The 22,255-nt window shown below is 38.7% G+C and carries 31 protein-coding genes; 15 read left to right on the top strand and 16 right to left on the bottom strand.

The annotated features are described in order from the left end of the window. Positions 1-43: 43 nt before the first annotated feature. Entirely contained in the window at positions 44-829 is a 786-nt protein-coding gene (locus SLP02_RS17795; RefSeq protein WP_319422079.1) for an RDD family protein, read from the bottom strand. Positions 830-1,043: 214 nt separating this feature from the next. Between SLP02_RS17795 and SLP02_RS17790 the strand changes: the two genes are divergently transcribed. From SLP02_RS17790 to SLP02_RS17775, 4 genes are all read left to right on the top strand, one after another. Beyond that, positions 1,044-1,661, top strand: coding sequence for a DUF4129 domain-containing protein (locus tag SLP02_RS17790; RefSeq protein ID WP_319422078.1), 618 nt, complete (start codon positions 1,044-1,046; stop codon positions 1,659-1,661). Then, positions 1,661-2,779 carry a DUF4350 domain-containing protein gene (locus tag SLP02_RS17785; RefSeq protein WP_319422077.1) on the top strand — a complete coding sequence of 373 codons (1,119 nt, stop codon included), beginning with the start codon at positions 1,661-1,663 and terminating at the stop codon, positions 2,777-2,779. Before SLP02_RS17790 ends, SLP02_RS17785 begins: the two co-directional genes overlap by 1 nt. 194 nt (positions 2,780-2,973) lie before the next feature. Next, complete coding sequence (locus tag SLP02_RS17780) at positions 2,974-3,753, top strand: pantothenate kinase (RefSeq protein ID WP_319422076.1); 780 nt, start codon at positions 2,974-2,976, stop codon at positions 3,751-3,753. Positions 3,754-3,849: 96 nt separating this feature from the next. After that, a complete protein-coding gene (locus SLP02_RS17775; RefSeq protein WP_319422075.1) occupies positions 3,850-4,059 on the top strand; it encodes a hypothetical protein in 210 nt (69 codons plus the stop codon). 16 nt (positions 4,060-4,075) lie between these two features. Here the strand turns inward: SLP02_RS17775 and SLP02_RS17770 are convergent, their stop codons facing one another. Beyond that, positions 4,076-4,252, bottom strand: coding sequence for a hypothetical protein (locus SLP02_RS17770; RefSeq protein WP_319422074.1), 177 nt, complete (start codon positions 4,250-4,252; stop codon positions 4,076-4,078). A gap of 243 nt (positions 4,253-4,495) precedes the next feature. On the opposite strand from SLP02_RS17770, the gene menH reads away from it, so the two are divergent. Further along, the gene (menH, locus tag SLP02_RS17765) at positions 4,496-5,266 is read left to right on the top strand and encodes a 2-succinyl-6-hydroxy-2,4-cyclohexadiene-1-carboxylate synthase (protein WP_319422073.1); all 771 of its coding nucleotides are present in this window, start codon (positions 4,496-4,498) and stop codon (positions 5,264-5,266) included. Between the two features lie 212 nt (positions 5,267-5,478). On the opposite strand, the gene SLP02_RS17760 is transcribed toward menH, so the two are convergent. The 8 genes from SLP02_RS17760 to SLP02_RS17725 all read right to left on the bottom strand — a co-directional run bounded on the left by SLP02_RS17760 (position 5,479) and on the right by SLP02_RS17725 (position 10,625). Then, positions 5,479-5,805, bottom strand: coding sequence for a hypothetical protein (locus tag SLP02_RS17760; RefSeq protein ID WP_319422072.1), 327 nt, complete (start codon positions 5,803-5,805; stop codon positions 5,479-5,481). After that, on the bottom strand, positions 5,799-6,233 hold the full coding sequence (locus tag SLP02_RS17755) for a D-Ala-D-Ala carboxypeptidase family metallohydrolase (RefSeq protein ID WP_319422071.1): 435 nt from the start codon (positions 6,231-6,233) through the stop codon (positions 5,799-5,801). The genes SLP02_RS17760 and SLP02_RS17755 overlap by 7 nt, the downstream gene beginning before the upstream one ends. After that, positions 6,233-6,883 carry a hypothetical protein gene (locus SLP02_RS17750; protein WP_319422070.1) on the bottom strand — a complete coding sequence of 217 codons (651 nt, stop codon included), beginning with the start codon at positions 6,881-6,883 and terminating at the stop codon, positions 6,233-6,235. The genes SLP02_RS17755 and SLP02_RS17750 overlap by 1 nt, the downstream gene beginning before the upstream one ends. Further along, positions 6,883-7,317, bottom strand: a complete 435-nt coding sequence (locus tag SLP02_RS17745; protein WP_319422069.1) for a hypothetical protein — start codon at positions 7,315-7,317, stop codon at positions 6,883-6,885. The genes SLP02_RS17750 and SLP02_RS17745 overlap by 1 nt, the downstream gene beginning before the upstream one ends. After that, positions 7,314-7,835 carry a hypothetical protein gene (locus tag SLP02_RS17740; protein WP_319422068.1) on the bottom strand — a complete coding sequence of 174 codons (522 nt, stop codon included), beginning with the start codon at positions 7,833-7,835 and terminating at the stop codon, positions 7,314-7,316. Before SLP02_RS17740 ends, SLP02_RS17745 begins: the two co-directional genes overlap by 4 nt. Before the next feature lie 70 nt (positions 7,836-7,905). Further along, on the bottom strand, positions 7,906-8,136 hold the full coding sequence (locus SLP02_RS17735) for a hypothetical protein (protein ID WP_319422067.1): 231 nt from the start codon (positions 8,134-8,136) through the stop codon (positions 7,906-7,908). A gap of 291 nt (positions 8,137-8,427) precedes the next feature. After that, the gene (locus tag SLP02_RS17730; RefSeq protein WP_319422066.1) at positions 8,428-10,317 is read right to left on the bottom strand and encodes a hypothetical protein; all 1,890 of its coding nucleotides are present in this window, start codon (positions 10,315-10,317) and stop codon (positions 8,428-8,430) included. After that, a complete protein-coding gene (locus SLP02_RS17725; protein ID WP_319422065.1) occupies positions 10,317-10,625 on the bottom strand; it encodes a hypothetical protein in 309 nt (102 codons plus the stop codon). Before SLP02_RS17725 ends, SLP02_RS17730 begins: the two co-directional genes overlap by 1 nt. Before the next feature lie 202 nt (positions 10,626-10,827). Between SLP02_RS17725 and SLP02_RS17720 the strand changes: the two genes are divergently transcribed. Then, positions 10,828-11,412, top strand: coding sequence for a tyrosine-type recombinase/integrase (locus SLP02_RS17720; RefSeq protein WP_319422064.1), 585 nt, complete (start codon positions 10,828-10,830; stop codon positions 11,410-11,412). 3 nt (positions 11,413-11,415) lie between these two features. On the opposite strand, the gene SLP02_RS17715 is transcribed toward SLP02_RS17720, so the two are convergent. The 3 genes from SLP02_RS17715 to SLP02_RS17705 all read right to left on the bottom strand — a co-directional run bounded on the left by SLP02_RS17715 (position 11,416) and on the right by SLP02_RS17705 (position 13,068). Then, complete coding sequence (locus SLP02_RS17715; RefSeq protein ID WP_319422063.1) at positions 11,416-11,781, bottom strand: hypothetical protein; 366 nt, start codon at positions 11,779-11,781, stop codon at positions 11,416-11,418. A gap of 105 nt (positions 11,782-11,886) precedes the next feature. Beyond that, positions 11,887-12,759, bottom strand: coding sequence for a hypothetical protein (locus tag SLP02_RS17710; protein WP_319422062.1), 873 nt, complete (start codon positions 12,757-12,759; stop codon positions 11,887-11,889). 66 nt (positions 12,760-12,825) lie between these two features. Next, a complete protein-coding gene (locus SLP02_RS17705) occupies positions 12,826-13,068 on the bottom strand; it encodes a helix-turn-helix domain-containing protein (protein WP_319422061.1) in 243 nt (80 codons plus the stop codon). 304 nt (positions 13,069-13,372) lie between these two features. On the opposite strand from SLP02_RS17705, the gene SLP02_RS17700 reads away from it, so the two are divergent. From SLP02_RS17700 to SLP02_RS17665, 8 genes are all read left to right on the top strand, one after another. Continuing rightward, complete coding sequence (locus SLP02_RS17700) at positions 13,373-13,543, top strand: hypothetical protein (RefSeq protein WP_319422060.1); 171 nt, start codon at positions 13,373-13,375, stop codon at positions 13,541-13,543. A 77-nt stretch (positions 13,544-13,620) separates the two neighbouring features. Then, entirely contained in the window at positions 13,621-13,824 is a 204-nt protein-coding gene (locus tag SLP02_RS17695) for a hypothetical protein (RefSeq protein WP_319422059.1), read from the top strand. Positions 13,825-13,839: 15 nt separating this feature from the next. Further along, on the top strand, positions 13,840-14,106 hold the full coding sequence (locus tag SLP02_RS17690) for a hypothetical protein (protein ID WP_319422058.1): 267 nt from the start codon (positions 13,840-13,842) through the stop codon (positions 14,104-14,106). Further along, complete coding sequence (locus SLP02_RS17685) at positions 14,099-14,299, top strand: hypothetical protein (protein WP_319422057.1); 201 nt, start codon at positions 14,099-14,101, stop codon at positions 14,297-14,299. The genes SLP02_RS17690 and SLP02_RS17685 overlap by 8 nt, the downstream gene beginning before the upstream one ends. Beyond that, complete coding sequence (locus SLP02_RS17680) at positions 14,296-14,529, top strand: hypothetical protein (RefSeq protein WP_319422056.1); 234 nt, start codon at positions 14,296-14,298, stop codon at positions 14,527-14,529. Before SLP02_RS17685 ends, SLP02_RS17680 begins: the two co-directional genes overlap by 4 nt. A gap of 235 nt (positions 14,530-14,764) precedes the next feature. Next, complete coding sequence (locus tag SLP02_RS17675; RefSeq protein ID WP_319422055.1) at positions 14,765-15,976, top strand: IS110 family transposase; 1,212 nt, start codon at positions 14,765-14,767, stop codon at positions 15,974-15,976. Positions 15,977-16,008: 32 nt separating this feature from the next. After that, positions 16,009-17,547, top strand: coding sequence for a bifunctional phosphoribosylaminoimidazolecarboxamide formyltransferase/IMP cyclohydrolase (purH, locus tag SLP02_RS17670; RefSeq protein ID WP_319422054.1), 1,539 nt, complete (start codon positions 16,009-16,011; stop codon positions 17,545-17,547). Positions 17,548-17,594: 47 nt separating this feature from the next. After that, a complete protein-coding gene (locus SLP02_RS17665; RefSeq protein WP_319422053.1) occupies positions 17,595-18,548 on the top strand; it encodes a DUF6208 family protein in 954 nt (317 codons plus the stop codon). A 132-nt stretch (positions 18,549-18,680) separates the two neighbouring features. On the opposite strand, the gene SLP02_RS17660 is transcribed toward SLP02_RS17665, so the two are convergent. Together SLP02_RS17660 and SLP02_RS17655 are read right to left on the bottom strand one after the other, a co-directional pair. Then, positions 18,681-19,049, bottom strand: a complete 369-nt coding sequence (locus tag SLP02_RS17660; protein ID WP_319422052.1) for a nuclear transport factor 2 family protein — start codon at positions 19,047-19,049, stop codon at positions 18,681-18,683. 131 nt (positions 19,050-19,180) lie between these two features. Continuing rightward, the gene (locus tag SLP02_RS17655) at positions 19,181-19,591 is read right to left on the bottom strand and encodes a hypothetical protein (RefSeq protein WP_319422051.1); all 411 of its coding nucleotides are present in this window, start codon (positions 19,589-19,591) and stop codon (positions 19,181-19,183) included. Positions 19,592-20,224: 633 nt separating this feature from the next. Here SLP02_RS17655 and SLP02_RS17650 point away from each other — a divergent pair. After that, complete coding sequence (locus tag SLP02_RS17650; protein ID WP_413467320.1) at positions 20,225-21,754, top strand: group II intron reverse transcriptase/maturase; 1,530 nt, start codon at positions 20,225-20,227, stop codon at positions 21,752-21,754. On the opposite strand, the gene SLP02_RS26770 is transcribed toward SLP02_RS17650, so the two are convergent. Further along, positions 21,692-22,123 (bottom strand): alpha/beta fold hydrolase, encoded by a 432-nt coding sequence (locus SLP02_RS26770; RefSeq protein WP_413467230.1) that lies wholly within the window; start codon positions 22,121-22,123, stop codon positions 21,692-21,694. The genes SLP02_RS17650 and SLP02_RS26770 overlap by 63 nt on opposite strands. Positions 22,124-22,255 lie beyond the last annotated feature (132 nt).

Raw genomic sequence — 22,255 nt, 5'->3', positions numbered from 1 at the left:
AACAATACACAGCCTTAACTTGTCACCAATAAATTAGCACTGATTAATAATCATTGTTTTGTTGATAAGCTAGATAGATCGCCTCTAAAAATTGGCTGTTACTATAGTTTTCGGGAACTTTTTCTAACAAAATAATTTCTTTAACCTGTTCGGCTAATTTACGGCTTAATTGATGCTGATATTCCAACATAATATTTTGACGACGCTGGAGAAAATCGCGAATGGTGGCAAAATCTTCTGGCAGTAAATTAGTTATCTCAGACTCAATTTTTAGTTGAACCGCTAAATCTTGAGCTTCTGGGGAAATATCAAAATTAGCAGATTTAGATGCCTGTTCATCTTGAACTACAAGTGTCCCTGCAACTAAATCACCGATACGTTTCTCTTTTTGAGAAAAGAATATAAAAAATACGCCGATGAACAAGATATCATCTACTGGTCTAAGTAATGCTCGTAAAATAGCTTGAGGCAACCTTTCTGGCTTACCGTTATCGCGAATAACTCTAATTTTTGTCCATTTTTTGCCTGGAGTTTGTCCCTGCCAGAGGGTTTCTAAAATTACAAAATAGCCAGCATAAATGGCAAAAGCAACGAGAGATTGAATTGCTATAATCCACTGTGCAAGTAGGTCTGGATTTGAACCAAAAATAAACCCTGGATCGATTTGATAAGCAAAGAAATAGCTAACTCCCCAAGTTAGTAAAGCAGTCAAGCTGATAATTATGTAGTCTATGATTAAAGCAAATGCGCGATTGCCAATCCCTGCTAAAGTAAATTCAAGTTCGACGCTTTCTGGAGTTTGTAAATTAATTTGATTAAAAAAACGCATATATATCGAGCCTAGAAAACAATAATTAATTTAGGCTTTGAGTCTAGCTCGATCTAGCAGAGGCAACTGTGATTCCAAGCATAGATATAGTTATAGTTACATCCAATTAATACTCGATTAGTATTTTACCAAGATTTTGTCTGCCCTAACTACTACCCAATTTGGAAATATCAATGTTTAATGATTAGTGTTCAATGTTTAATGCAAGACTGTTATGTCCGCAGGGTCATTCAAACAAGACGGTTTAGGCTGGCGCATAGATTTAATTAAACGCAGAATTGGTGAATGGATCGAATATAAAACCTCTCAATTAAATACAGACTCCTGGGAGCTAGGATGGCTCAAATCTAAGCTACTCTGGCAAATTGTCAAATTCTGTATCTGGTCGCTTCTGGCTATTTTATTAGTTTGGCTGACATGGCAACTATGGCTTGGCTTGCGTCCTTACTGGAAACGCTGGCAAAGAAAAAATAACCACTCTTCAATCATCGATAAACCTACCAATACACCAAAATTTTCTCAAGCAGACTGGTTAGAGCGATCGCAAGCAGCCAGAATTGAAGGTAACTATCGTCAAGCAATTTTTTGTTTATATCAGGCGATGTTGCAGCTACTAGATGAGCGGGGAATTATTGCAGCGAGATCTAGTCTTACCGATGAAGAATATCGGCGATCGCTTTCAAAGCAGGATCTATCTAGCCTCCAAGCCTACGAGCTATTGCTGTCTAGTCATCAAAGATTATGTTTTGGTAGGGCGCAAGCAGATCGCTCTTTGTTTGAGCAATGTCAGCAGGCATATAAGCAAATTGAAGTTAATCCCAAGGGATCATAATGCCAAACCTTCGTCAACGTCAATGGCTGTTTGCAATAATTGCGATCGCTGTAATTCTTATTCTAACTTTAATTGCTGCACCTAACGGTGACGGCAGTAAAAACAACAGTGGCTCAAGCTATGGACGCGCTCCTGATGGTTATGGTGCATGGTATGAATATATGTCGAAAAAGGAAATACCAATCAAACGTTGGCAAAAGCCTTTTGCCCAATTTGTTAAAGATAATCATCAGGGAGTTACCTATATTAAAATCCACAGTAAAGCTGATTTTTTGTCTAGCACCCTAGACTTATCTAAAGATGAGTCTAGCTGGGTAGAAAAAGGCAATACTCTGGTAATTCTGGGAGTTAATCTACCAGCCACCGCAGCACCTTTTCAAAGCTTTATACCCTATCGAAATCGACCTTTATCAAGCAGTCAAATCAAAATTGAAACTACTCGCCGTTACATATTTCCTAGCCAAAATCCCAGCTTACTCAGCGATCGCTATGGCACTATTGTTTGGTCAGAAAAACTCGGTCAAGGCAAAGTTATCTACAGCACCACTCCCTATTTAGCAGCTAATGCCTATCAAGATTCCCCTGATAATTATGAATTCCTAGCAGAGTTAGTTAGCCAAAATCAAGCTATCTGGGTAGACGAATATATTCACGGCTATAAAGACCAAGAAACCATTGTTAAAGAGCAAAGAGAAGACGTTCTAAGCTATCTTGCCAAAACTCCTTTATATTTATTGTTTATACAAATGATAGTTATTGGTAGTGTCGCTAGTGCTGCTGCTTTTCGTCGCTTTGGTGTACCTATTGTCTCTAAAACCGCAGTCATAGATAATAGTACAGCTTATATTGATGCTCTAGCAGGAGTATTAGAAAAAGCTAACAGTACAGATTTTATTATAGATACTATTGCTAAAGATGAACAAAGAAAACTACAAACATCTCTCGGTTTGGGAAAATCTCTAGTTGACGACAAGACTTTAATTGCTGCTTGTCAACAACAGAAACAAGAATCAGCAGCAGACTTGAGCCAATTATTGCAAACTAGAAATAATCAGAAAATCAGCGATGCAAAGTTAATTACCTGGATCCAAAAATGGCAGAAAATTAATTCTCAGTAAATCTACGGCTAGTTTTGAAAATATAGCGTTTCTCGTATTAACGAGGTACACTTTGGTTCTGTCACCGAACTGGTGACTGGTGAGTGAAAACGAAACTCCTGGGCAAGGGAAAGCAATCCCTAATCCCTAATCCCCGATTCCTAATCCCTAAAGTCAATAAATTCTGTACCTCATGAGTCTGAGAACCGCTATAAGTGAGTAATAATACAAGCTTTGATAATTGGTTAGGGTTAGCAATTGGCAACTCCAGACTCCATTGGGCATGGTTTGAGCAGTATACTTTGATTGAAACCTGGGATACCCAACATTTATCAGTCGCAATCAAACCCAATCAGTTACCTCAGCAGTTTTTAGCTAACCAACTACTTGAAAAACAGCTTACGCAAATACCAGTTTATTTAGCTTCAGTTGTCCCAGAACAAACAAAACTTTGGCAAAATTATGCTGATTTAAAAATAATAACTCTAGAAGATATTGAATTAGAAAATATTTATCCCACCATGGGAATCGATCGCGCTTTAGCAGCTTGGGGTGCAGTAGAAACTTATAGTCAAGCCTGTTTGGTAATAGATGGAGGCACAGCCTTAACCTTTACAGGAGTGGATCGACAAAAAAGACTTGTAGGAGGCGCAATCTCGCCTGGATTGCGATCGCAGCTTACCAGCCTCAAGCAAAAAACCGCATTACCAGAGATAGAACTTCCTCATACCTTACCTCAACGTTGGGCATTAAATACCGATGAAGCGATCGCCAGTGGGATTATTTATACAACCATCTCTGGTATTTTTAGCTATATTGCTGATTGGCAGCGACAATTTTCCAATCATCAAGTAATTTTTACTGGAGGAGATGCTGAGTTACTCTGGCGATATTTGCATCTGCAATCTCCTCAAGTTGCTCAACAGATAATAGTTGATCGCAATTTAGTTTTTCAAGGTATACAACTCGTGTGCCAAAATCACTTAACTCCTTGATTATTCTTAATTTTATTTAAGTATTCTTACGGCTTACAGCTTTGATTCTTATCAATAACAATAAGTATAAAGTAGTTACTTGAGCTTTATTGAAGAATGTCAGATAATATCTTTGCTTGGTACTGGACAATTACACTTATGGTTTTTGTTTATTGGTTAATGCTTTTCTTCTATGACCAAAGTACTCCAAAAAATGATTTGACATCCTGGGCTTTTTTATTAATTACACCTTTTTTCTGGCCAATTGTCTTGCCTATATCTAGTTGGGAATTGAGTCGTAAAGCTCTTAATAATATTTTACTTTAGCTTTAGATAATATTGGCTATAGTTTGGGTTCAATTTTTGCTTGAGGAATTTCTGGAGATATATTTCCTCTATTGGTTTCTGGTTGTGACTTAGGATCGATTCTTAATTGATAACCCATTTTGGCAAACTGCTGAACAAACTGAGTTTGATTGTATTCTTGATTAGACTTGGCGGTAGTTTTCTGTTTCCGCATTTTTTTTAGTTTAGCTTTTCTACCCATAATTTTTGACTTGTTATTGATGATATTCAGATAAATTATAATCTAAAGACTTTAAATTAATCAGTAAATGAAATATTAATTTGCAATGTTGAGTGAGTTTTGTTCTGATAGACATTTATAATATGTTTAAATAGCTGCATAAAGTTTACTAGAGTATAAAAATAAAATTGCATCATTAACAGTAAATACGAGCAGGATTATCAGTTCAACTATTCTTTGATTGGTGATCGTCAAAAGCCAATTATTTTATTTTTTCATGGTTTTATGGGAAATAGTAATGACTTTTTAGAATTAATTGATTTAATTTGTCCACAATTTTGCTGTCTTGTAGTTGATTTACCTGGTCATGGTAAAACTAAAGTTAGGCAAGATGATAACTATCAAATACCTAATATTTGCCGAGCATTAATTCAACTCATAAAAACTCTAAAAATAAAGTCTTGTTTTTTAGTAGGCTATTCAATGGGAGGCAGAATTGCCTTATATTTAGCTATTCATTTTTCTCATTATTTTAAAGGAGTTATTTTAGAATCTGCTTCTCCAGGATTGCGAACACAAGCAGAGCGAGAATTGCGCATTAAACAAGATTCTAAATTAATAGAAAAACTTAAATATCAAGACTTTGCTTTATTTTTACAGCAATGGTATAGCAATTCTTTATTTACTTCTTTTACTTTGCATCCGAATTATCAACAGGCGATCGCCAAAAGATTGGATAATAATCCTCTCAAACTGGCTAAGTCTCTACTTCATGGGGGTTTGGGTCAGCAACCGTCTCTTTGGAATCATTTACCAGAAGCCCACGTACCGATGCTGCTTGTAGTGGGTGAGCTTGACCAAAAGTTTATAGCTATTAATCAACAAATTGACCTCTTATGTCGCTTTTCTAAATTAGAAATTGTCAAAAACAGTGGTCATAATGTTCATTTTGAACAGACTTTAGAGTTTGTTCAATTGATAAAGTCTTTTATACAAAGCATCGATTAAAGATTGATTACTAATTATTTAAACTTAAATATAGTCAATGTAATAACGATACAGAAAAAATACTTCAAGCTAGTGTGACAATTATATATCAAGCCTTGAAATGCGATCGCGCTTCCCAATCAATAAAAAATTAAATATTATTAAATATTTAGTTTCTGAAAATATCATAAGGTAAAACCCCACAGACATTAATTTGTAAAAAGCGCGATCGCTCATTCAACTAAGCGATCTACCTTCTGGCTTATTTCATCTTTAGCTTCATCAATTATTGCTGAAGATTCGTCCGTTAATTTTTTGATTTCTTGACGTTTGGCTTTGGTAATTGGTAGCTTCTCAGCATTCTCTGCAAGCTTATTTGAAGCTTTCTGTACCTTGACGAGGGCATTAGTTGTCTTTAGCTTGTATTGGGCAGCTTCAATCTCAAATTGATTTGCCCTAATAATTGATAAAGATGTGCCTAGAGAAATGGTCAAAAGTGCGGCTTCTGCAAAGTTCCAGAATATACCTGTCGGGGAATTGTTGTTGTTAGTCCTCACCATCTTGCTTTATACCCCCGCCAGTCAACGTGAAGAAAGGACGGATATAGTCCCAACCCGCCATTATGCGTCATGCTTAAAAAAGTGTAAATTTTGCTTGGCAGATAATAATCGCTGCAAATATCTACCGCATCGCCAAACTGATGTCTGCTATCTTCTTTACCGCCGACAGCGCGATTAACTAATGCAGGACGATACCAGCTATTTACCTTGATTGGGCGATTTGACAGGTTAGCCCGAATTTCATCGAGGGCGATCGCTGTTTTGACAATGTTTTTCTCGATAGCGATCGCGCTAATAACTAGCTTTTTATTTAAAATTAGATTCTCAATGTGACGAGTACAGTTACAGGTAACTTCTCCCCAGGAAAAATGAGAATTAGCGTATATAGGAGTTGAGACGTAGACAACTTTGCCTGAAGGTAGAAGCATTACACAAAGTCCGTTACTATTAAATCCGTATTCTCATTTTGCTTGACGAGCAAACCCCAGATTTCCCCCGTGTAGCTAACGTCAGATAAATAAATAGCTCCAGCGTTAAGAGTTAGGTAGGCATTGCTTCCAGTAAAGCTAGACGAGAAGCCTATATATACGGGTTTATTGCCCTTGTTTTTGATTGAAAAGCTTTTGCGGTTGATATTTGCTGCCAATATTGAAGTAGCAGCAGTAGCACTAGTTAGTGCAGGAGTTGTTGTCGTAGCTGTAGTAGCTACAGGACTTGATACGTCTTGAGTGTATAGTGGCATTCCTTGATATTCCCAGATTTTTATATTGGTTTTTTCTAGTCGATTGAGTGAGAAGTAAAATAGCTCGTAGCTAAGACCTGATAAAGGTTCAAAGGTTAGTAAATTTAAATCTCTAAGCAAAAGTTCTTTAGGTTCACCCAAAGCTAAACCAGCTAGTGTATTTATCCCTTGGCGTAAAACTCCCCCCTTATTCCAAATATCACCAGCCACATCAGAAGTAACTGAAGTAGCCACAAACTTGCCTGTAAAACTGCCCAATAATTGACCGTTTAAGTTGAAGTCAATTTGTCGATCTACCTTTAAAATCCAGTCGTTATCAGTTACCTGTAAAGCCATTAATATAGTTGCTCTATTTTGCTCTCAATTCTTTTTAGCTGTTCGTCTAGCAAATCAAATTTTTCGCCTTGATATTCCCAGACTTGAATTCTCACGTCAGCAAAATAGGTAGGGGGAAAGTATCTTAATTTGTAGCTATTGCCTGACAACAAATTAAGCTTAAGGATTGAAACATTATTAATTAACAAATTACCGCTACGATAAAAGGCTTTATTATTATTAAGGTATCCAAAGCAAGATAAATTTAATTCTTGGCAAACATAGCCACCATAACGCCAATTATCATAGGAATTAATTACAGAAATACCTATAGCAATAAGTTCAGAGCTATAGGTTTTTCCTGTATCAAAAGCAGGAATAAAAATCCGCTCGTCATTACTAGTAACTGCCTTTTTGTAAAGCGTTGTTCGCAAACGCCAGGCATTACTCATCATTTTTTCAATGATATTGCACTTTTTGGTTTCAAGAGAGGATAGCTTTGACCCGTATTAACTTCAACTACTTTCAGAGCCTTAAGATCTTTTCCGTTTCCTTTCTCAAAGTATTCCAAAACTTTTTCAATTGGAATAGAGTTAGTTATAGGAAATTGAAGGGATTTATAGGAGTTAGAACCAACTTTGATCTTTGCTCCAACCGTAGGATTTTTGTTTAAACCTATCCCAGATCCTCCGCCTGTTTGAAATATTATTCTTACGGATCTCTGTCTATATCCAGGACGGCGACGGCGAGTTACATCAACCTTTTCATTTTTAAGTATTGGTAAATTGCTTTTTTTATTTTTTTTCTTGGTAACCTTAACCTGATAGTTAAGGTCTGATATTGTTGCAACATCGAATTTAAGAGCCTTGGCTACTGGTTCTTTCATTGCTACAAACTGATCTGTACCGTCGGTTGCTCCTTTAAATGGGAGCTTTATAGGCACTCTTATACCTCTAACGGGTGCTGTTGCCATAACTAAATTCTCATGTTAATAAATTTTTAGAATCATTTTGATAACTGTTGAACGTTACCTATTAATCGCTTTACAAATAAGGGATTACAGCTATTACGGCATTACCGTTAGTTACTGTCAAAGTTGTATTTAGCGACATAGCAATGCCCACTGTAGACCCTTCAGTATCAAAAGCAACTTGTATCTGATCTGGTCTACTTTCAGGGGCAACCGCTAACTCTAGTCGCTGTAATTCTAAGGCTACAGAGTATGCCTGTTGTTCTAATGATGCAGATCCGCTTAAATCAATGGGTGCAGCCATGTTTTTAAAAAATTAGTTAGGAATAAATTTGTCATTTCCAACATGGCATCAAAAAAATAGATAATCAACAGTAAGCCGTGTGCGAACACTAGTCTTCGCACATCCAAAGAGATATATCCATAGCTAATCTTTTTTAAAGTAATAACGCCATGTGGGAATGTTATTAGCCTTACCAGATGGATAATAATCGCACCTAATAGGAGCTACTTTTATCTGTTTAAAAGTACCTGGGGTTGTCTCGCCTGTAACTAACCAGGGAATAGGATTAGTACGATATTTGTTAATTACATATTATTTTTCTAACATCCGAATGACTCTTAAAGATTCAGCCTTAGATGATGCGTTAACGTGTATTTGACTGTTATCAGATAAGATCCATCTAGCCCAATAATCACCTTTTTTGTAGCCTGTGATTTTAGGCTTAGGATTGCCATTGTAGTGTGGAATGTATAGCGGATAGTTCCCTGACCTTACTTGACTATCTTCAGGTCTAAAAATAATTGCTAGTTGGGGTGTTAACTGCTCTTTTTTTAGCTGCCAACCTTCAGGAATAGTTGCTATTGCATCACATGGTTCACAAAGTGCTTCATGCAGAGAGGTCAACTTATCAGCTATTGCTAGTAAACCTGAGTTAATTGCTGTCAATCCCTTGTCTGAATATTTAATTGTTTTAGCTGCGTCTGCAACATATTTTGATTTAGTAGACTCGTCATTAGAAGTATTTGAATTATCAGGAGTTTCACAGCTTCCCAGTTTAATTTCTCCCTCTAGCTTGACGTTAACCGCATCTTCAATTTCATCTAACTGTTGCTTTATTCTTGCCAGACATTCCGCTAATTCCGAATTGTCGGGTAAATTAAAGTTCACTGTTGGGATACAGGCATCAGCGCATTTATCTACCTTGGTTTGAGTCGGTTGTTTAACTGGTTCAGGCTGTGGAGTAGGAGTAGGAGTAGGAGTTTTTTCTAGATTGATTTTAGAAGGAGGTTTGAGAAAAGTAACTTTAGGCTTTTCTGCTACTGGCTTTTTAGTAGTAATTTTTGCTGGTTTTGGGTCAGGAATAGGTTGAGGCTTAGGATTTAAAACCTCTGCGGGACTTTCCGTAATCTTAATAGTTCTTCCCTCACTATCTCTTGTCGTAATCCGCTTGATATATTCCTTCCCAGGTTCAAGATTTGGATATCTGCCTTCTTGTTGCTCAACTGTTTTTTTAGTGTCACTATCGAACTCTGGTTTTTGCTTAATTATCTCTTTTGTGTCGCTGTCGAACTCTGGCTTTACCTCTGGCTTTGGCTCAGGCTCTGGTATTGGCTGCGGGGTGGGTGTGGGAACTATCCCAGGCTTATCTGTTATCTTTGGCTGGGGAATAGAATTAATTTGAGGCTTCTGATTGCTTTGTCCTATACCCGATAATTTTACAAATTGCGAAAAACTCCATTCTTCTGCACCTGTTACGTCACTAGAAGCCCTCGACAGATCGTTACTTGATTCGGTTGAATCTGTAACGTCAACTTCAGTTACAGGAGGAACTGAAGCGGTACTATCCCCAGGTATTAATTCAATTACCTCATATGTTGCAGGAGGACTACCGTAATTAGTACCTCGCGCTTCAAACGAGTTTCTATACAAGCCTCCACTACCATCACCACAATTTACGCCTAAAGACCATGAGCCTTGATAGCCCGTTCCGTATGACCAGGCCTCCAACTTAATGCTACCTGTATATATTTCGTCAACGTTTCCTCCTCTAAAAGTCCAATCTATTAATGCGAACGGCGCAACTGTGTAATAGGGAAGAACAATAATAGCTTCCTTCCAAGGCTGATTTGCTCCTTCCCGATAACGATATTTGATATCGTAGTGAACCCCAGGCGTGCCTGAAAACTGTCTAGTTCTGCCTATTGTAAAATTTTGCTTTTCCCCAGGGTCTTTTACCCAATCGGGAATGTCGCCAGATTCTAATGGAGCAAGATTACCAAAGAAGTCAAAAATTACATACAGGGGGATTGATAAGAATTTCCCACCGTATTTAATCAGCTTACTTAGAATTTTTCCCCCACCTCCAGGAGGAGGAGGAGGGACGGGATTTCTAAAGCCTTCGATCATCCCTGGGGGTCTAGTGGTTGCCTCGAACCTGACTTGACCCCCAGGAGTTTTGACAAATTTAGTAAAAATAGGCATTAGTTTGTTTTGTATGCTGCGGGCAGTTGAGTATTACCGAATTCAAGTGCTTTTGTCCAAAGCTTGTATTGATTGTCTTCTGCGTAGTCAGCAGCAACTTCAATGCTTAGCCTACCGATAAATCTGATTTTGCCATCGTCAGCCTGTACCAAAGCTGTTTGGGCTACTTTCTCAGCCGTTTGATTGGCAATCTCAGTCACGGCTAGAGTTGGGTTAACTCTTCTCAATGCCATACATGACCACATAGCCAGACGCTCCAGGGTATTAATTTGTGAGGGGATATCAGTGGCAATATTAATTTGAGTCATGACTTAAAAATTGTAATTGTATTTATATTTTTCCCAGTTCTTACTAATAAAAAGAACTCCCTATTCTACCTAGAATAGAGAGTTATACGGATGCGCTAAACAGCCGTAAATATTAGGATGTAGCCAATTATATTTATTTTTATTTGATACTTACTCCCACTTTTGTAGATATATGAATACAAAATAGGGAGTTAAATAATTCATGAAGAACGCTAGAAAAGGTAAAGCTGCAATCTGGGATAGCAACGTCATCAAAAAAATGCGATCGCGCTTAATTTCACCCCAACAAAGACTGATTTTTGAGATCTCGCTGTTTACTGGTGAACGCGTGGGGGCAATTACCCAATTAAAAGTAAATGACTGCTACAAAAACGGTAGAGTACTTGATGCAATAACCTTTGCCAGTTCCACGAGGAAATCCACAAAACACGGTGAGGCTGCTACTCGTCAAGTAGCAGTTCACCCAGATCTTAGATATCACCTGGAAAGATATACGCCACCACAAGCGGGCTATCTTTTCCCTACTCGCTTAAAATCTGGTTCTGTTTCTGGTCACATTACAACAAGTGCCGTGGATAAATATTGGCGGTCTATTTTTGCTGATTTTGGTTTATCTGGATACTCGACACACAGTTCTAGGCGTTGGGTAATCAATCAGCTTAGAAAGTCAGGCATCAGCATTGTTACCATTGCCGAAACCATGGGCATGAATATCGCTACAGTCAGGCTTTATCTTGATGACGATCCATCAGAATGTAAACGCGCGATCGCGACCCTTACAGTTTAATTTTTATTTTTGACCACTGTTAAAAGTCCTAACTGCTGCGATTACCTCTTCTAATTCTGCACCGTGATCGATCATTGCCTCGAGTTTCTTAGCTCGGTAGGTTGCTAGTTCAGAAATAATGCTCCCTCCACAGATATGTATATGTTTCATCCGTCGTTTTGAGATGCGGTAGGACAAACGATAGTATTCTCTTGAGCTACTACCAGAACTATATTTAGTCACACAGCATTGATAATCTTTCTCCTTTGAATCTAAATATCTTTGTATGGCTTCTTGTTTGGCAACGGTTTGGTCGTCGCTATCAATTTCTGATATCGAAACTGATTGTGTTTCGATATCAGCATTGAAGAGTGACAATTGCTTAGACATTTTCTTGCTCCAAATTACTAGCGGTGCGACCCCGCGTCGGCGTAAGACGCAAGGGAACGCGCACCAAGACGCAGCCAGAATATGACCGCTAGTAATACATGGTAATCAAGTTTGATACTTCAGTTGTTTAAGATAGCTATATTGACTAAACGTCTTCTTTATCGGTTTAACCAACTTGGCAATGACGCTCAGTAACCAGATTTCGCGGTCATGTTGTTCAACCAGCTTCCGCATATCTTGATGCCAGAGTTGCTCTTTAGTAAACTGTTCGGCTTCTGTCTCTTCATAGGATTCTTCTTCTTCTGGTTCGGTGTCGAGATAGATTAGCTCATCAAGCTTTTCTCCTATGCTCACGCCGTCGCGTTCTGCTAGATGTCTGATTTTTTTCAGATAACCTTTAGGCAAGTTATAACCTGACTCAATCGGAAAACCAAGAATTTCACAGATGCGGGTAGCAGTAATCAGATGAGCAGCAGGTAGATAATCTATCACTTCTTGCCAAGCTTCAGTTAAGAGCATTTGTCCTTTTTTGCAGCAGGAGATTAATTTTTCCATCTGGGATGTACAGTTAGGCAAAATCTTAAAACCGTGTTCGGTTAATTCCATCAAAGCCTTAGCTGCATCAATCATTTTATTTACCTGCCAATTTTGCTTACCTAAAACTTCTTTACAATAAGTTCTCCAGTCTGAGAATTTGCCTTGATAAAGTCGGTAGCGTCGGACGCGATCGGCTACTAATCCAGCCCGTACCCAACCCATGCGGGAAGAAAGTATTTCTTCAGTTGCCCATTCATAGGTTATTTGATTCCCCCAGTGTTCCAGGTCGTCTGAGTATTCGGCTAATTCTTCATAACTGGGAGCTAAAGGCTGGTAATGCGGATCATAACTTTCGGCTAGTATTTGGTCGGTTATATCGTTGCTCGATGCTTCAAAACCGCGCGATGGCGCAAATTGATCGTTTTTTTTATGACAGGTCATTGCTAGGATTTAGTTAATAATGGATTGGAAAAATGGCAGGCAGGTTAAGACTGCTTGCCATTATTTTTAGTCATTGGGAATTTTCGATACATTCATTCTCATTGAACTCGCTAACGTCTTGAGAGAAACTTTTAGAGCAGAGGCAAGAGAAACAGCATTATCAAATTTGGGTACTTTTTTTCCATTTTCCCAATCGCTGATAATTCTAATCCCCAAATTTAGCTCTTTTGCTAGTTGCTCTTGAGTAAGCCCAGCAGACTCTCTTAAGGTTCTCAACGTTGGTTCTCTCGAATCTAAATTTTTATTCATGATAGCACTAAAGTTCTATGCACTTAAGTGCTTGACAAATTATATTGACTTGCACTAAAGTACATATAGAAAGACAACAAAAAACACCAAGTGGCTCAGAACGGTAATTTTGGAACACTTGATGCTCTAATTGTCTCTCATGATGCCCGACGTAATCGGCGTGAGTCCTGTAGGTGTAAATCCTACCTTGTGGGACTGGTTTATCCAGTCCCACAAGGTAGTAGTAAACATATCAGCTAGTGGTTAGTGACCACAAGCCTAAGATTACTAGCAATCATTAACCGAACCATTGAAAATTAAAACTATGAATCAAAACCAGAAGCAGCACGATCGCTTTGAAGACCGATTGCTGAGTTCAAGACTGAAAGACGAAATTTCTCGCTATGGAGCGAAAAGAGTAATCAGCGTATTGACAGAACTTTTATCTGAGTCTAACTATACGCTCATGTCGGTGTTAACCAAAAATAAACAATAAACCTTAACGTGATGCTTATTCTAGATAGGGCATTACTCAAGCTATGAATAAGTCAAAATACCAGATAGGCGATCGCTATGTTTGGAGATAATCAAGAAGACTATTTTGATATAGATAATTTGCAAGGTATATGGGGTGCTATCCAAGACATTAACCGTTTTAGTGGTTGCCGTTCCAAAGAGTGCTTGTTAAGAGAAATTGAAAAGTTTATTCTACAAGAAATTCAAAGTACTCGTGAATGGAACGATTATCAAAAAGACAACTTTAAAGATTATGAATAAACCAAAATATGAAAGATGACAAAAGTTAGAGAATACGTGCTTGGCAATTATGGTTATCAAGTTACACAAACAGTATTGGATCAATATGGCGAACCATACGACAAAGTGGGCTGGCAGCAGTATTATATCTTACAAATTGGTATGGGTAACTCGTTTGAGCGATTTGTGATTACTGATGGATATTTTAATGTAGCGTCGTTTGAGACTAAACAAGACTTGCTTGAGGAATTAGACAGAACCAGGTGTCGAATTAGATGGACGGCGAAATTTGAAGATGAATAAACCAAAATATAAGATTGGCGATCGCATTTATTTAAATATTAATGGTCAAACCGTTTTGTCAACAATTAGAGGAGTAATGGAAAATCATGATTCAACAGGCTGGAAATACGGGTTTCATCTAGGAATTAATTATCTGTGGTCGGATATTTGGTTTCAGGAAGAATATTTAGAAAGAGAGTGCAAACGGCTATGAATAAACAAACTTGGAGCGGTCAAGATCACTCAGAATTTTATGCTCCTAGATATAAGATCGGCGATCGCCTAGGGAACACCAACTTATTTGTTCGTGGTGTAATGACCACCAGCCAAGGTGAAACTCGCTATTATCTTCAAGTTGGCAATACCGACAGTACGTTAGTCATTAATGAATCAGACTATGACGAGCGAATAGAGATAGAATACCCGCCTGATGAGATTGTCTAGGACAGGCGATCGAAACATTAAAGCAATTTGATGTCGCGGGATAGTCCCGTATCGTGTATTGGTTGGGCTTTCAAGGTAAATTAAGCAATTCAACTGCTTTCAATATTAATAAGCCCAAATACACGAAGCAATTGGACAGACGATCTTACAGATAAAAATAAGCCAGGATAGGGCTTTTGGGAGTTTAGTAAGATGCCCCTTTTGCGATTTATTTATTTACACTCCTCTATATTACATGAGAATAATTGGTTTAGATGTCGGTTGTGGATCGGCTGTTTTGTGCTGCCTTGATGAGTTTCCCGCCAACATACTTCAGCATTACAAAGTATTGCGAAAGCAAAAACAATTTTATAAGGTATTATGCGATCGCTTAGGAGCAGACAAACTGCTATCGCTACAACCAAACGGCATCGTATTAGAACCTAGTGGACATTGGTATTCTCAGTTTTGGGTAACTCTAGCCAAACATCACGGTATAGCAATTTATTGGGTATCCCATACCGATTTATATTGTGCTAGAGGTGAATACGGATTTAAAAACAAGCGTGACACTGAAGATGCCTTAAGCCTAGCTGCTACCTACTTTGATTCATCATTTATAAATGATCAAGGACAAAAAAGGTATCTTAATTACTATCAAAATGAATTAGTAGTTAACTTGAGAGAACTATTTTTAGCCAAGGAACAATTACAAAAATTAAGAACTAATCTCATTGCTCAACTACGGCAAAGATTGAGCTATGAACTACCTGAGATCGCTACATCTGCCATGAAAATAAGTGAAGTCAAAGGGTATACCCCGTTAATTTATTGGCTGGCTACAGATAGAGCAAATACTAGATATGACAAGATACACTCATCTTCAATAGGACAAGAGTTAAATATAAAAATATCCAATTACACGCGCAATCATGCTCGCTTAATTTATGATATTGAATTACGTTACTTTAATTATCTAGAATTACTCAAAGATGCTATATCTAATTCTAATTTTGATGCTTACAATCGAGTATTTGACCGTTTTAACTTTGGAATCTCAGTTAGAGCATTATTGCTATTTAATATCTATCCGTTCGAGAAATTCTTATTTCAAGGCAAACCATTAATTGAGAGAGAGTATAACGATAATGATAGGTTACAAAAACGCGATCGCTCTTTGAGAAAGTTTCAAGCATTTTTGGGCATGAGCTACAGCTTTTCTGATTCTGGCAAAAAATCAATGAAAAAGTTTCACGGTAGCTCAATGATACGCTCACATCTATATGCCTGGGCGGTTTGTATGGTCGCACCGAGTAGCAATCGTATTAGCTCTGACGTTGGTAGACAATTAAGCGATCGCTATCAGGAATTGCGAAAAACTGTAAAGGGAAAAGATGCCTTGATTAGAATATTATTTAAAGCAACTAGGCTTTTATATTGCGAGTTAGTCAAAGAACTGGTTAGATAAAATATTGCCTGTTTTTTAAAGTAAGAGCAATTATGAGCCGTTTAGCACTTTTCAGCGTTTGGGATAAAACTGGTCTTGTTGAGTTAGCTCAACAGTTAGTAGAAACATTCGGATTCGAGATTATCAGTAGTGGTGGCACAGCCAAGGCTCTACAGGATGCTGGCATCACCGTAACTAAAGTTAGTGACTACACAGGTTCACCAGAGATATTGGGGGGTAGAGTAAAAACTTTACATCCTCGTATTCACGGAGGAATTTTAGCCCGTAGAGATTTGGCAGAAGATCGACAAGATTTAGAGGCTAATAATATTCGTCCTCTGGATTTAGTTGTGGTGAATCTATATCCATTTGAGCAAACAATAGCCCAACCCAATGTCACTATACCAGAAGCGATCGAAAAGATCGACATCGGCGGTCCAACTTTGATTCGCGCAGCAGCGAAGAATTTTAAGTACCTGACTGTTTTATGTAATCCTAGTCAATACGACCAATACCTATCCGAGTATCAGCAGTCTCAAGGGGAAGTCTCCTTAGCTTTTCGTCAACAAATGGCTGGTCAGGCTTTTGCCCATACTAATAGTTACGATCGCGCGATCGCTGATTATTTTGCCAAGCTTAATCGCTCAGAGGATATGGAAGACAGCTATAGCATTAGGGGAAACAAGGTTCAATCTCTGCGTTATGGCGAAAACCCCCATCAACCCGCTGCTTGGTATCAAAGTGCAGCATCAGGCTGGGCAGCAGCAAGCAAATTACAGGGAAAAGAACTAAGCTATAACAATTTAGTTGATTTAGAAGCAGCAAGAAGAATTATTACCGAATTTAAGCCTTCAGAGCCAGCAGCAGCAGTTTTAAAACACACCAATCCCTGTGGTGCAGCCATGGGCAATACTTTGGCTGAAGCTTACGAAAAAGCCTTTAATGCTGATTCAGTGTCGGCTTTTGGGGGAATTGTGGCGTTAAACCAGCCTATCGATGCAGCAACGGCAGAGGCTTTGACTAAAACCTTTTTAGAATGTGTGGTGGCTCCTGGTTGCGATCGCGAAGCCAAAGCTATCTTGCAAGCTAAGTCGAAACTAAGAATTTTAATCTTGCCAGATTTAGCAACAGGGCAAAAGGAAACTATTAAAGCGATCGCTGGAGGATTTTTAGTCCAGGCTAGCGATGACAAAATTGAAAACCCTAATGATTGGCAAATGGTAACGGAGAAAAAGCCTACCCCTGAACAAATAGAGGAAATGCTCTTTGCCCAAAAGCTAGTTAAGCACGTCAAGTCAAATGCTATTTTAATTAGTCGCGATCGCGCTACTATTGGTATTGGTGCAGGACAAATGAATCGTGTCGGTTCAGTCCAAATTGCTTTAGAACAAGCGGGAGATAAAGCTCAAGGAGGAGTGATGGCTAGTGATGGCTTTTTTCCCTTTGACGACTCTGTACGGACTGCTGCCGCTGCGGGAATTAGTGCCATTATCCAGCCAGGAGGTTCAATTCGCGATCGAGAATCTATTGCTGCTGCTAATGAGTTAGGCATAGTCATGGTTTTAAGCGGGACTCGTCATTTTTTACATTAAAAAGGGGCATTAGTAGCAAGTTAAGCAAAACAAATAATTATTTTGTGATGAAAAAAATATTTTTACTGTGGGAAATTCCCTTGGCTTTGTTATCTTTTGTCTTTTACAAAGTCATGAAATTGCTCATCGGCAATTTATTTACTGTTTACCTGACGCTCAATAAAAAGAAAGCTTCACAGTGGCGCGTATTATCTAAAAAAATGATCAATGCGCCACTGATCCTGCCAGTTTTAATGACTAAAGGACCGCGTTGGAATACTCATGCGGTGATTGGAACTTTAGGACCATTTACTGTAAATGAATCAATTGCAATCAACATCAAAACTGCTAATAATTCTGCCCGTTCTTGGATTGCAGTAATATATAGCTTTCCTGCTTATAAAACAGTTACCAGCATAGAGTCCGATAAAATTAACCAAGATAATGACTGGCATACAGTAAAATTACCTTCTGGTAAATATTCACTTGGCGTTCGTTATTATAATCGTTCTGAAGCCATTAATTACCCCGCTATTAAACTTGATGATAGTTTATTTGTAGATTCTTATAGCGTTCCTAGCAATATTAATGATTATTACTACGATTTAATTAAAGCCAAAAACTGGTTCTACTCCAGTCTGCACTACTATATTTTTACTATTCTTAAGCTGCGCGATTATTTACCAGAATCTTTTGTCCGTAGAGAATATTTACCCGTCGGCGCGCCAGATACACACTTTGCCTATAATTATTTAGATTCACAACAGGCTTTGCAAATAGCTATCGAGCCTGAAATTATTGAGCAATTTGATATTTATTTTACTCTTTACGATCGCTCTAGTTTACCTTTAAGTTGGTGCATAATCACCGAACCTAAATATTTACTATCACCTCAAGATAATAAAGGTTACTTTCTGCTGAGAATTCGTCCCAAACCCGAACATTCTGATACTACTTTTAAAGTAAAGTCTGAGTTACTAAACATTGATAGTTCAATTCAGCATTGGGTAGTTAGTAGTTAGTAGTTAGGGCGGGTGGAAACGCTCCCGTTTAGGGAGCTTGTTCCACACCCGCAGTTAGTAGTTAGTAGGTAGGCAACAGTACGCTTTGAAAAGTTTTATTATAGATAAATCAGTGGAAATGAATTGGAATAACTATACCTTTTTCTTTTCAATATACTCACGCCAGTAAGTAATCTTGCCGTCATCCCGTAGCTCAAAAATGATGGCATCTTCTGCTGCCGATCGCTTTCCTGTTTTCTGGTTGCGATCGCTCCAGTCCCATTCTACTGCGCCCTGGCGATCTTTAAAGATTGTTCGCTTAATTTTTACTTTAGTATCGGTAAATTGCTGAAAATAATCTTTGGCTGCCTTCTCAATTGCGTCTACTCCTTTAAAGGTGAAGCCTCCAGCTATAAAAATAGCATCGGGAGCAAAATCTCCAATAAGGGTTGGTACATCCTGTGTTTCCCAAGCAGTTGCTTGTCTTTCAACCATAGACAAAGTAGCTGTCTTTGAATTCATTGGTTTGGCAAAAATTAATAAAATCGATAGAGAAATAATAAAGGCAAAAACTCGATTCATAATAATTTAGTTATTATTGTTGGAAAATAAATACGTGTCGTTCTTTAGGGCAGCTATCAATATCGATTTATCTAAAGCGAAATTAAATGAGTTACTAATGCTTCAGGATTAGAAAGGAACGGCGAGTGGCTGGTATTCATTGTAATCACCTGCTGGCATGGTAGTGCAGCCTGCATTTTTCGCTGCGCTGAGAGCGAAATAGCCCGATCTTGAAGAGACTCAATATAAACCCGATGCAATCGTCCAAAGTTTTCTGCGGTTGTGCGTACTGGCGTATTAAAAGGAGCTAAAGCTTCTGGTACCAATTGCGTTTTAAACTTCCTTGCGTCTTCATCAGAGCAATCCCCATAGAAGATATCCTTCACAAATTCATCTTCAACCGTGATATAGCTGTGATCTTCAGACATGATGATCTTTGGCGACAACAAAGAATCTGGATCTGGATCTCTCTCCTGTGCAGATTCGCCATTTTCCAGCAACAAAGCGCACAAGTAGACCAAGTGCGATTCGTTGAAGCCGCGAAACTCTAGAAATTAGAGAAATAGAAGCTTCCAGGTGATGACAGGGAGAAAACTGTATGTAACCTGAACTGATAGTTGGATGGAGGTTAAAGTCCCCCCATCTAAGAGATAGATGACTCCTTATCTGGCACTACTGAGTAGGCTCGGAATCCTACAGGGTAAAGCGTGCAGCAGGGCGGAATTAGAGGCAAAACAGATAGCCACACTACCGCTAATAGGGAGATGTCATGGGTAAACAGGTTCTAGGAAAATGTCTTAATTTGGAGCCATAATCTGAACAACAAATATGGACTTTATTACCGCCTATTCTCGTAGCGTTTGTGGTTGACAAGCTACTTCTCTGAGAAGGTAATAGACAAATTGAACCGCCCTAAAACATCAGTCAATCTAACCATCGGAACGAATAAAAACTCTGATACTTGGTTTCAGGAATCGAAAACCTGAATAGGCTAGACGAGTAGCGGAAAACCAAGCAGAGGGTAGGATGAGGCGTGCAGAGTGCGAAGCACTCAGATCGTCGTCTTCGACGACTGGGAAAGCTTTGCTTTCCGCGCCTCAAGGATATCAGAACAATGTTCAACTAAGAAGGTAATAATTATGACGCATAGCATAAGTTATAGCGATAACTGGAAATTTGCCGACTGGAAGGGATTTCAGAAAGTATTATTTCGCCTCCAAAGGAGAATATACAAAGCAACTAGAGAAGGAGACAAAGCTAAGGCTAAAAGTCTACAGAAGTTGATTCTATCTTCTCGTTCAGCAAGGATGCTAGCAATTAGACAAGTAACTCAACTAAACACAGGAAAGAAAACGGCTGGAATTGATGGCAAGAAATTATTGTCATTCAAGGAAAGGTTTGACTTAGAGGAAACTCTAAGAAAGAACTACAAAACTTGGGTACACCAGGGACTTCGCGAGATACCCATTCCTAAAAAGGATGGCAGCAAGCGAATACTGAAAATACCAACAATAGCCGATAGAGCATATCAATGTTTACTGAAATATGCTCTAGAACCAGCACACGAAGCAACGTTCCATGCTCGAAGCTACGGGTTTAGACCAGGACGAGGCACACATGACGCCCAAAAAAACCTGTTCAACAATCTAAGAAGCAAAAGCAACGGAATTAAAAAGAGAGTTCTAGAAATAGACATCTCTAAATGCTTTGACCGCATAAGTCATAAATCCATCTTAGACATAGTTATTGCTCCCGATTTTATTATAGACGGAATACGTCGATGTCTTAAAATCGGAGTTAACCCACAGTTTCCCAATCAAGGTACACCGCAAGGTGGAGTTGTAAGCCCATTATTGGCTAACATTGCTTTGAACGGCATAGAACTAATTGGGGAACAAAGGACATCTAAGTGTACTCGTTATGCGGATGACATGGTTTTCATACTAAAACCAGAAGATAGTGCAGAACAAATACTTGCCAAAGTTGAAGAATTTCTTGCCAAACGAGGAATGGAAGTTAACCAAAAGAAGACCAAAGTAACGGCTTCGACAGATGGTTTTGACTTTCTTGGATGGAAATTTTACGTCCAAAAAAACGGCAAGTTTAGGAGCATCCCATCAGTGGACAACTTCAAAGCTTTTCGTAACAAAGTTAAATACATCGTCAACAACTCTAACTATGATGCGGAAACAAAAGTGTCAAAGCTAGCGCCTGTCGTTAGGGGATGGCGCAATTACCATAAATTCTGCAAGATGGACGGTTCAAGATTCAATTTAGGGAGATTATCCCAAAGAACATTCAAAGTGTTCTTAAAACAAAAATCTATAAACCGCTATAAAGCAGTCAAAATGGTCAAAAACGCCTTCCCAACTGTTAGTTACTCAGAGAACAAATTTGTCAACGTCAAAGGAGAAAAGACTCCTTTTGATGGAGACATAAACTACTGGGCAAAGAGAAACAGTAAATATTACGACGGAGCAATAGCAAGCACGCTTAGAAAACAAAATCATTCATGTGGATATTGTGGATTGAAATTTCTCTACGGAGAAAAAGTAGAATTACATCATATTGATGGTAATCACAACAACTGGGACAGGGAGAATCTAATCGCCAATCACAGAAGCTGTCACCACTATACACACATGGGCAAAGGTCGGAAAGACTAAAGATATTCGGGAGCCGTATGCGGTGAAAGTCGCACGTACAGATCTAAAAGAGAGGGGCGGAGCGTAATAGCTCCCCTCGACTCTACCCTTCTCGATCTTAGCTGGGCATTGTTCGGCAGCTTGGGTAATGACTATTCCAGCCATGCTATGCCCCACTAAAATAACTGGCTCTGTTTGCGCTTTTACTACTTCGCAGACACGATCCTCATAGCTTTGCAAAGTAACTTCAAAGATGGGTGTCCGATCATCACCGTGACTGGGTAAGTCAGGTGCAATTGCTTTGTGTCCAGCCTGCTCCAACAGAGTTGCTACTTTGTTCCAGCACCAGCTACCGTGCCACGAACCGTGTATCAGTATATAAATACTCATTTGATCAAATCCATAACGACAAATATTCGCTTGCTTTAGTCTATGCTAACAAGTAGCGATCGCTTAAATAGTAGTTATTAGTTTGCTCTGACTTAGGATATTAGTGGCGATCTTCGTCCCTCTGGGAAATTT

Source organism: Pleurocapsa sp. FMAR1 (genome assembly GCF_963665995.1).
Classification (GTDB): domain Bacteria; phylum Cyanobacteriota; class Cyanobacteriia; order Cyanobacteriales; family Xenococcaceae; genus Waterburya.
Note: the sequence above shows the minus strand (reverse complement) of the source record. Positions and strands in the feature narration are given on the sequence as shown.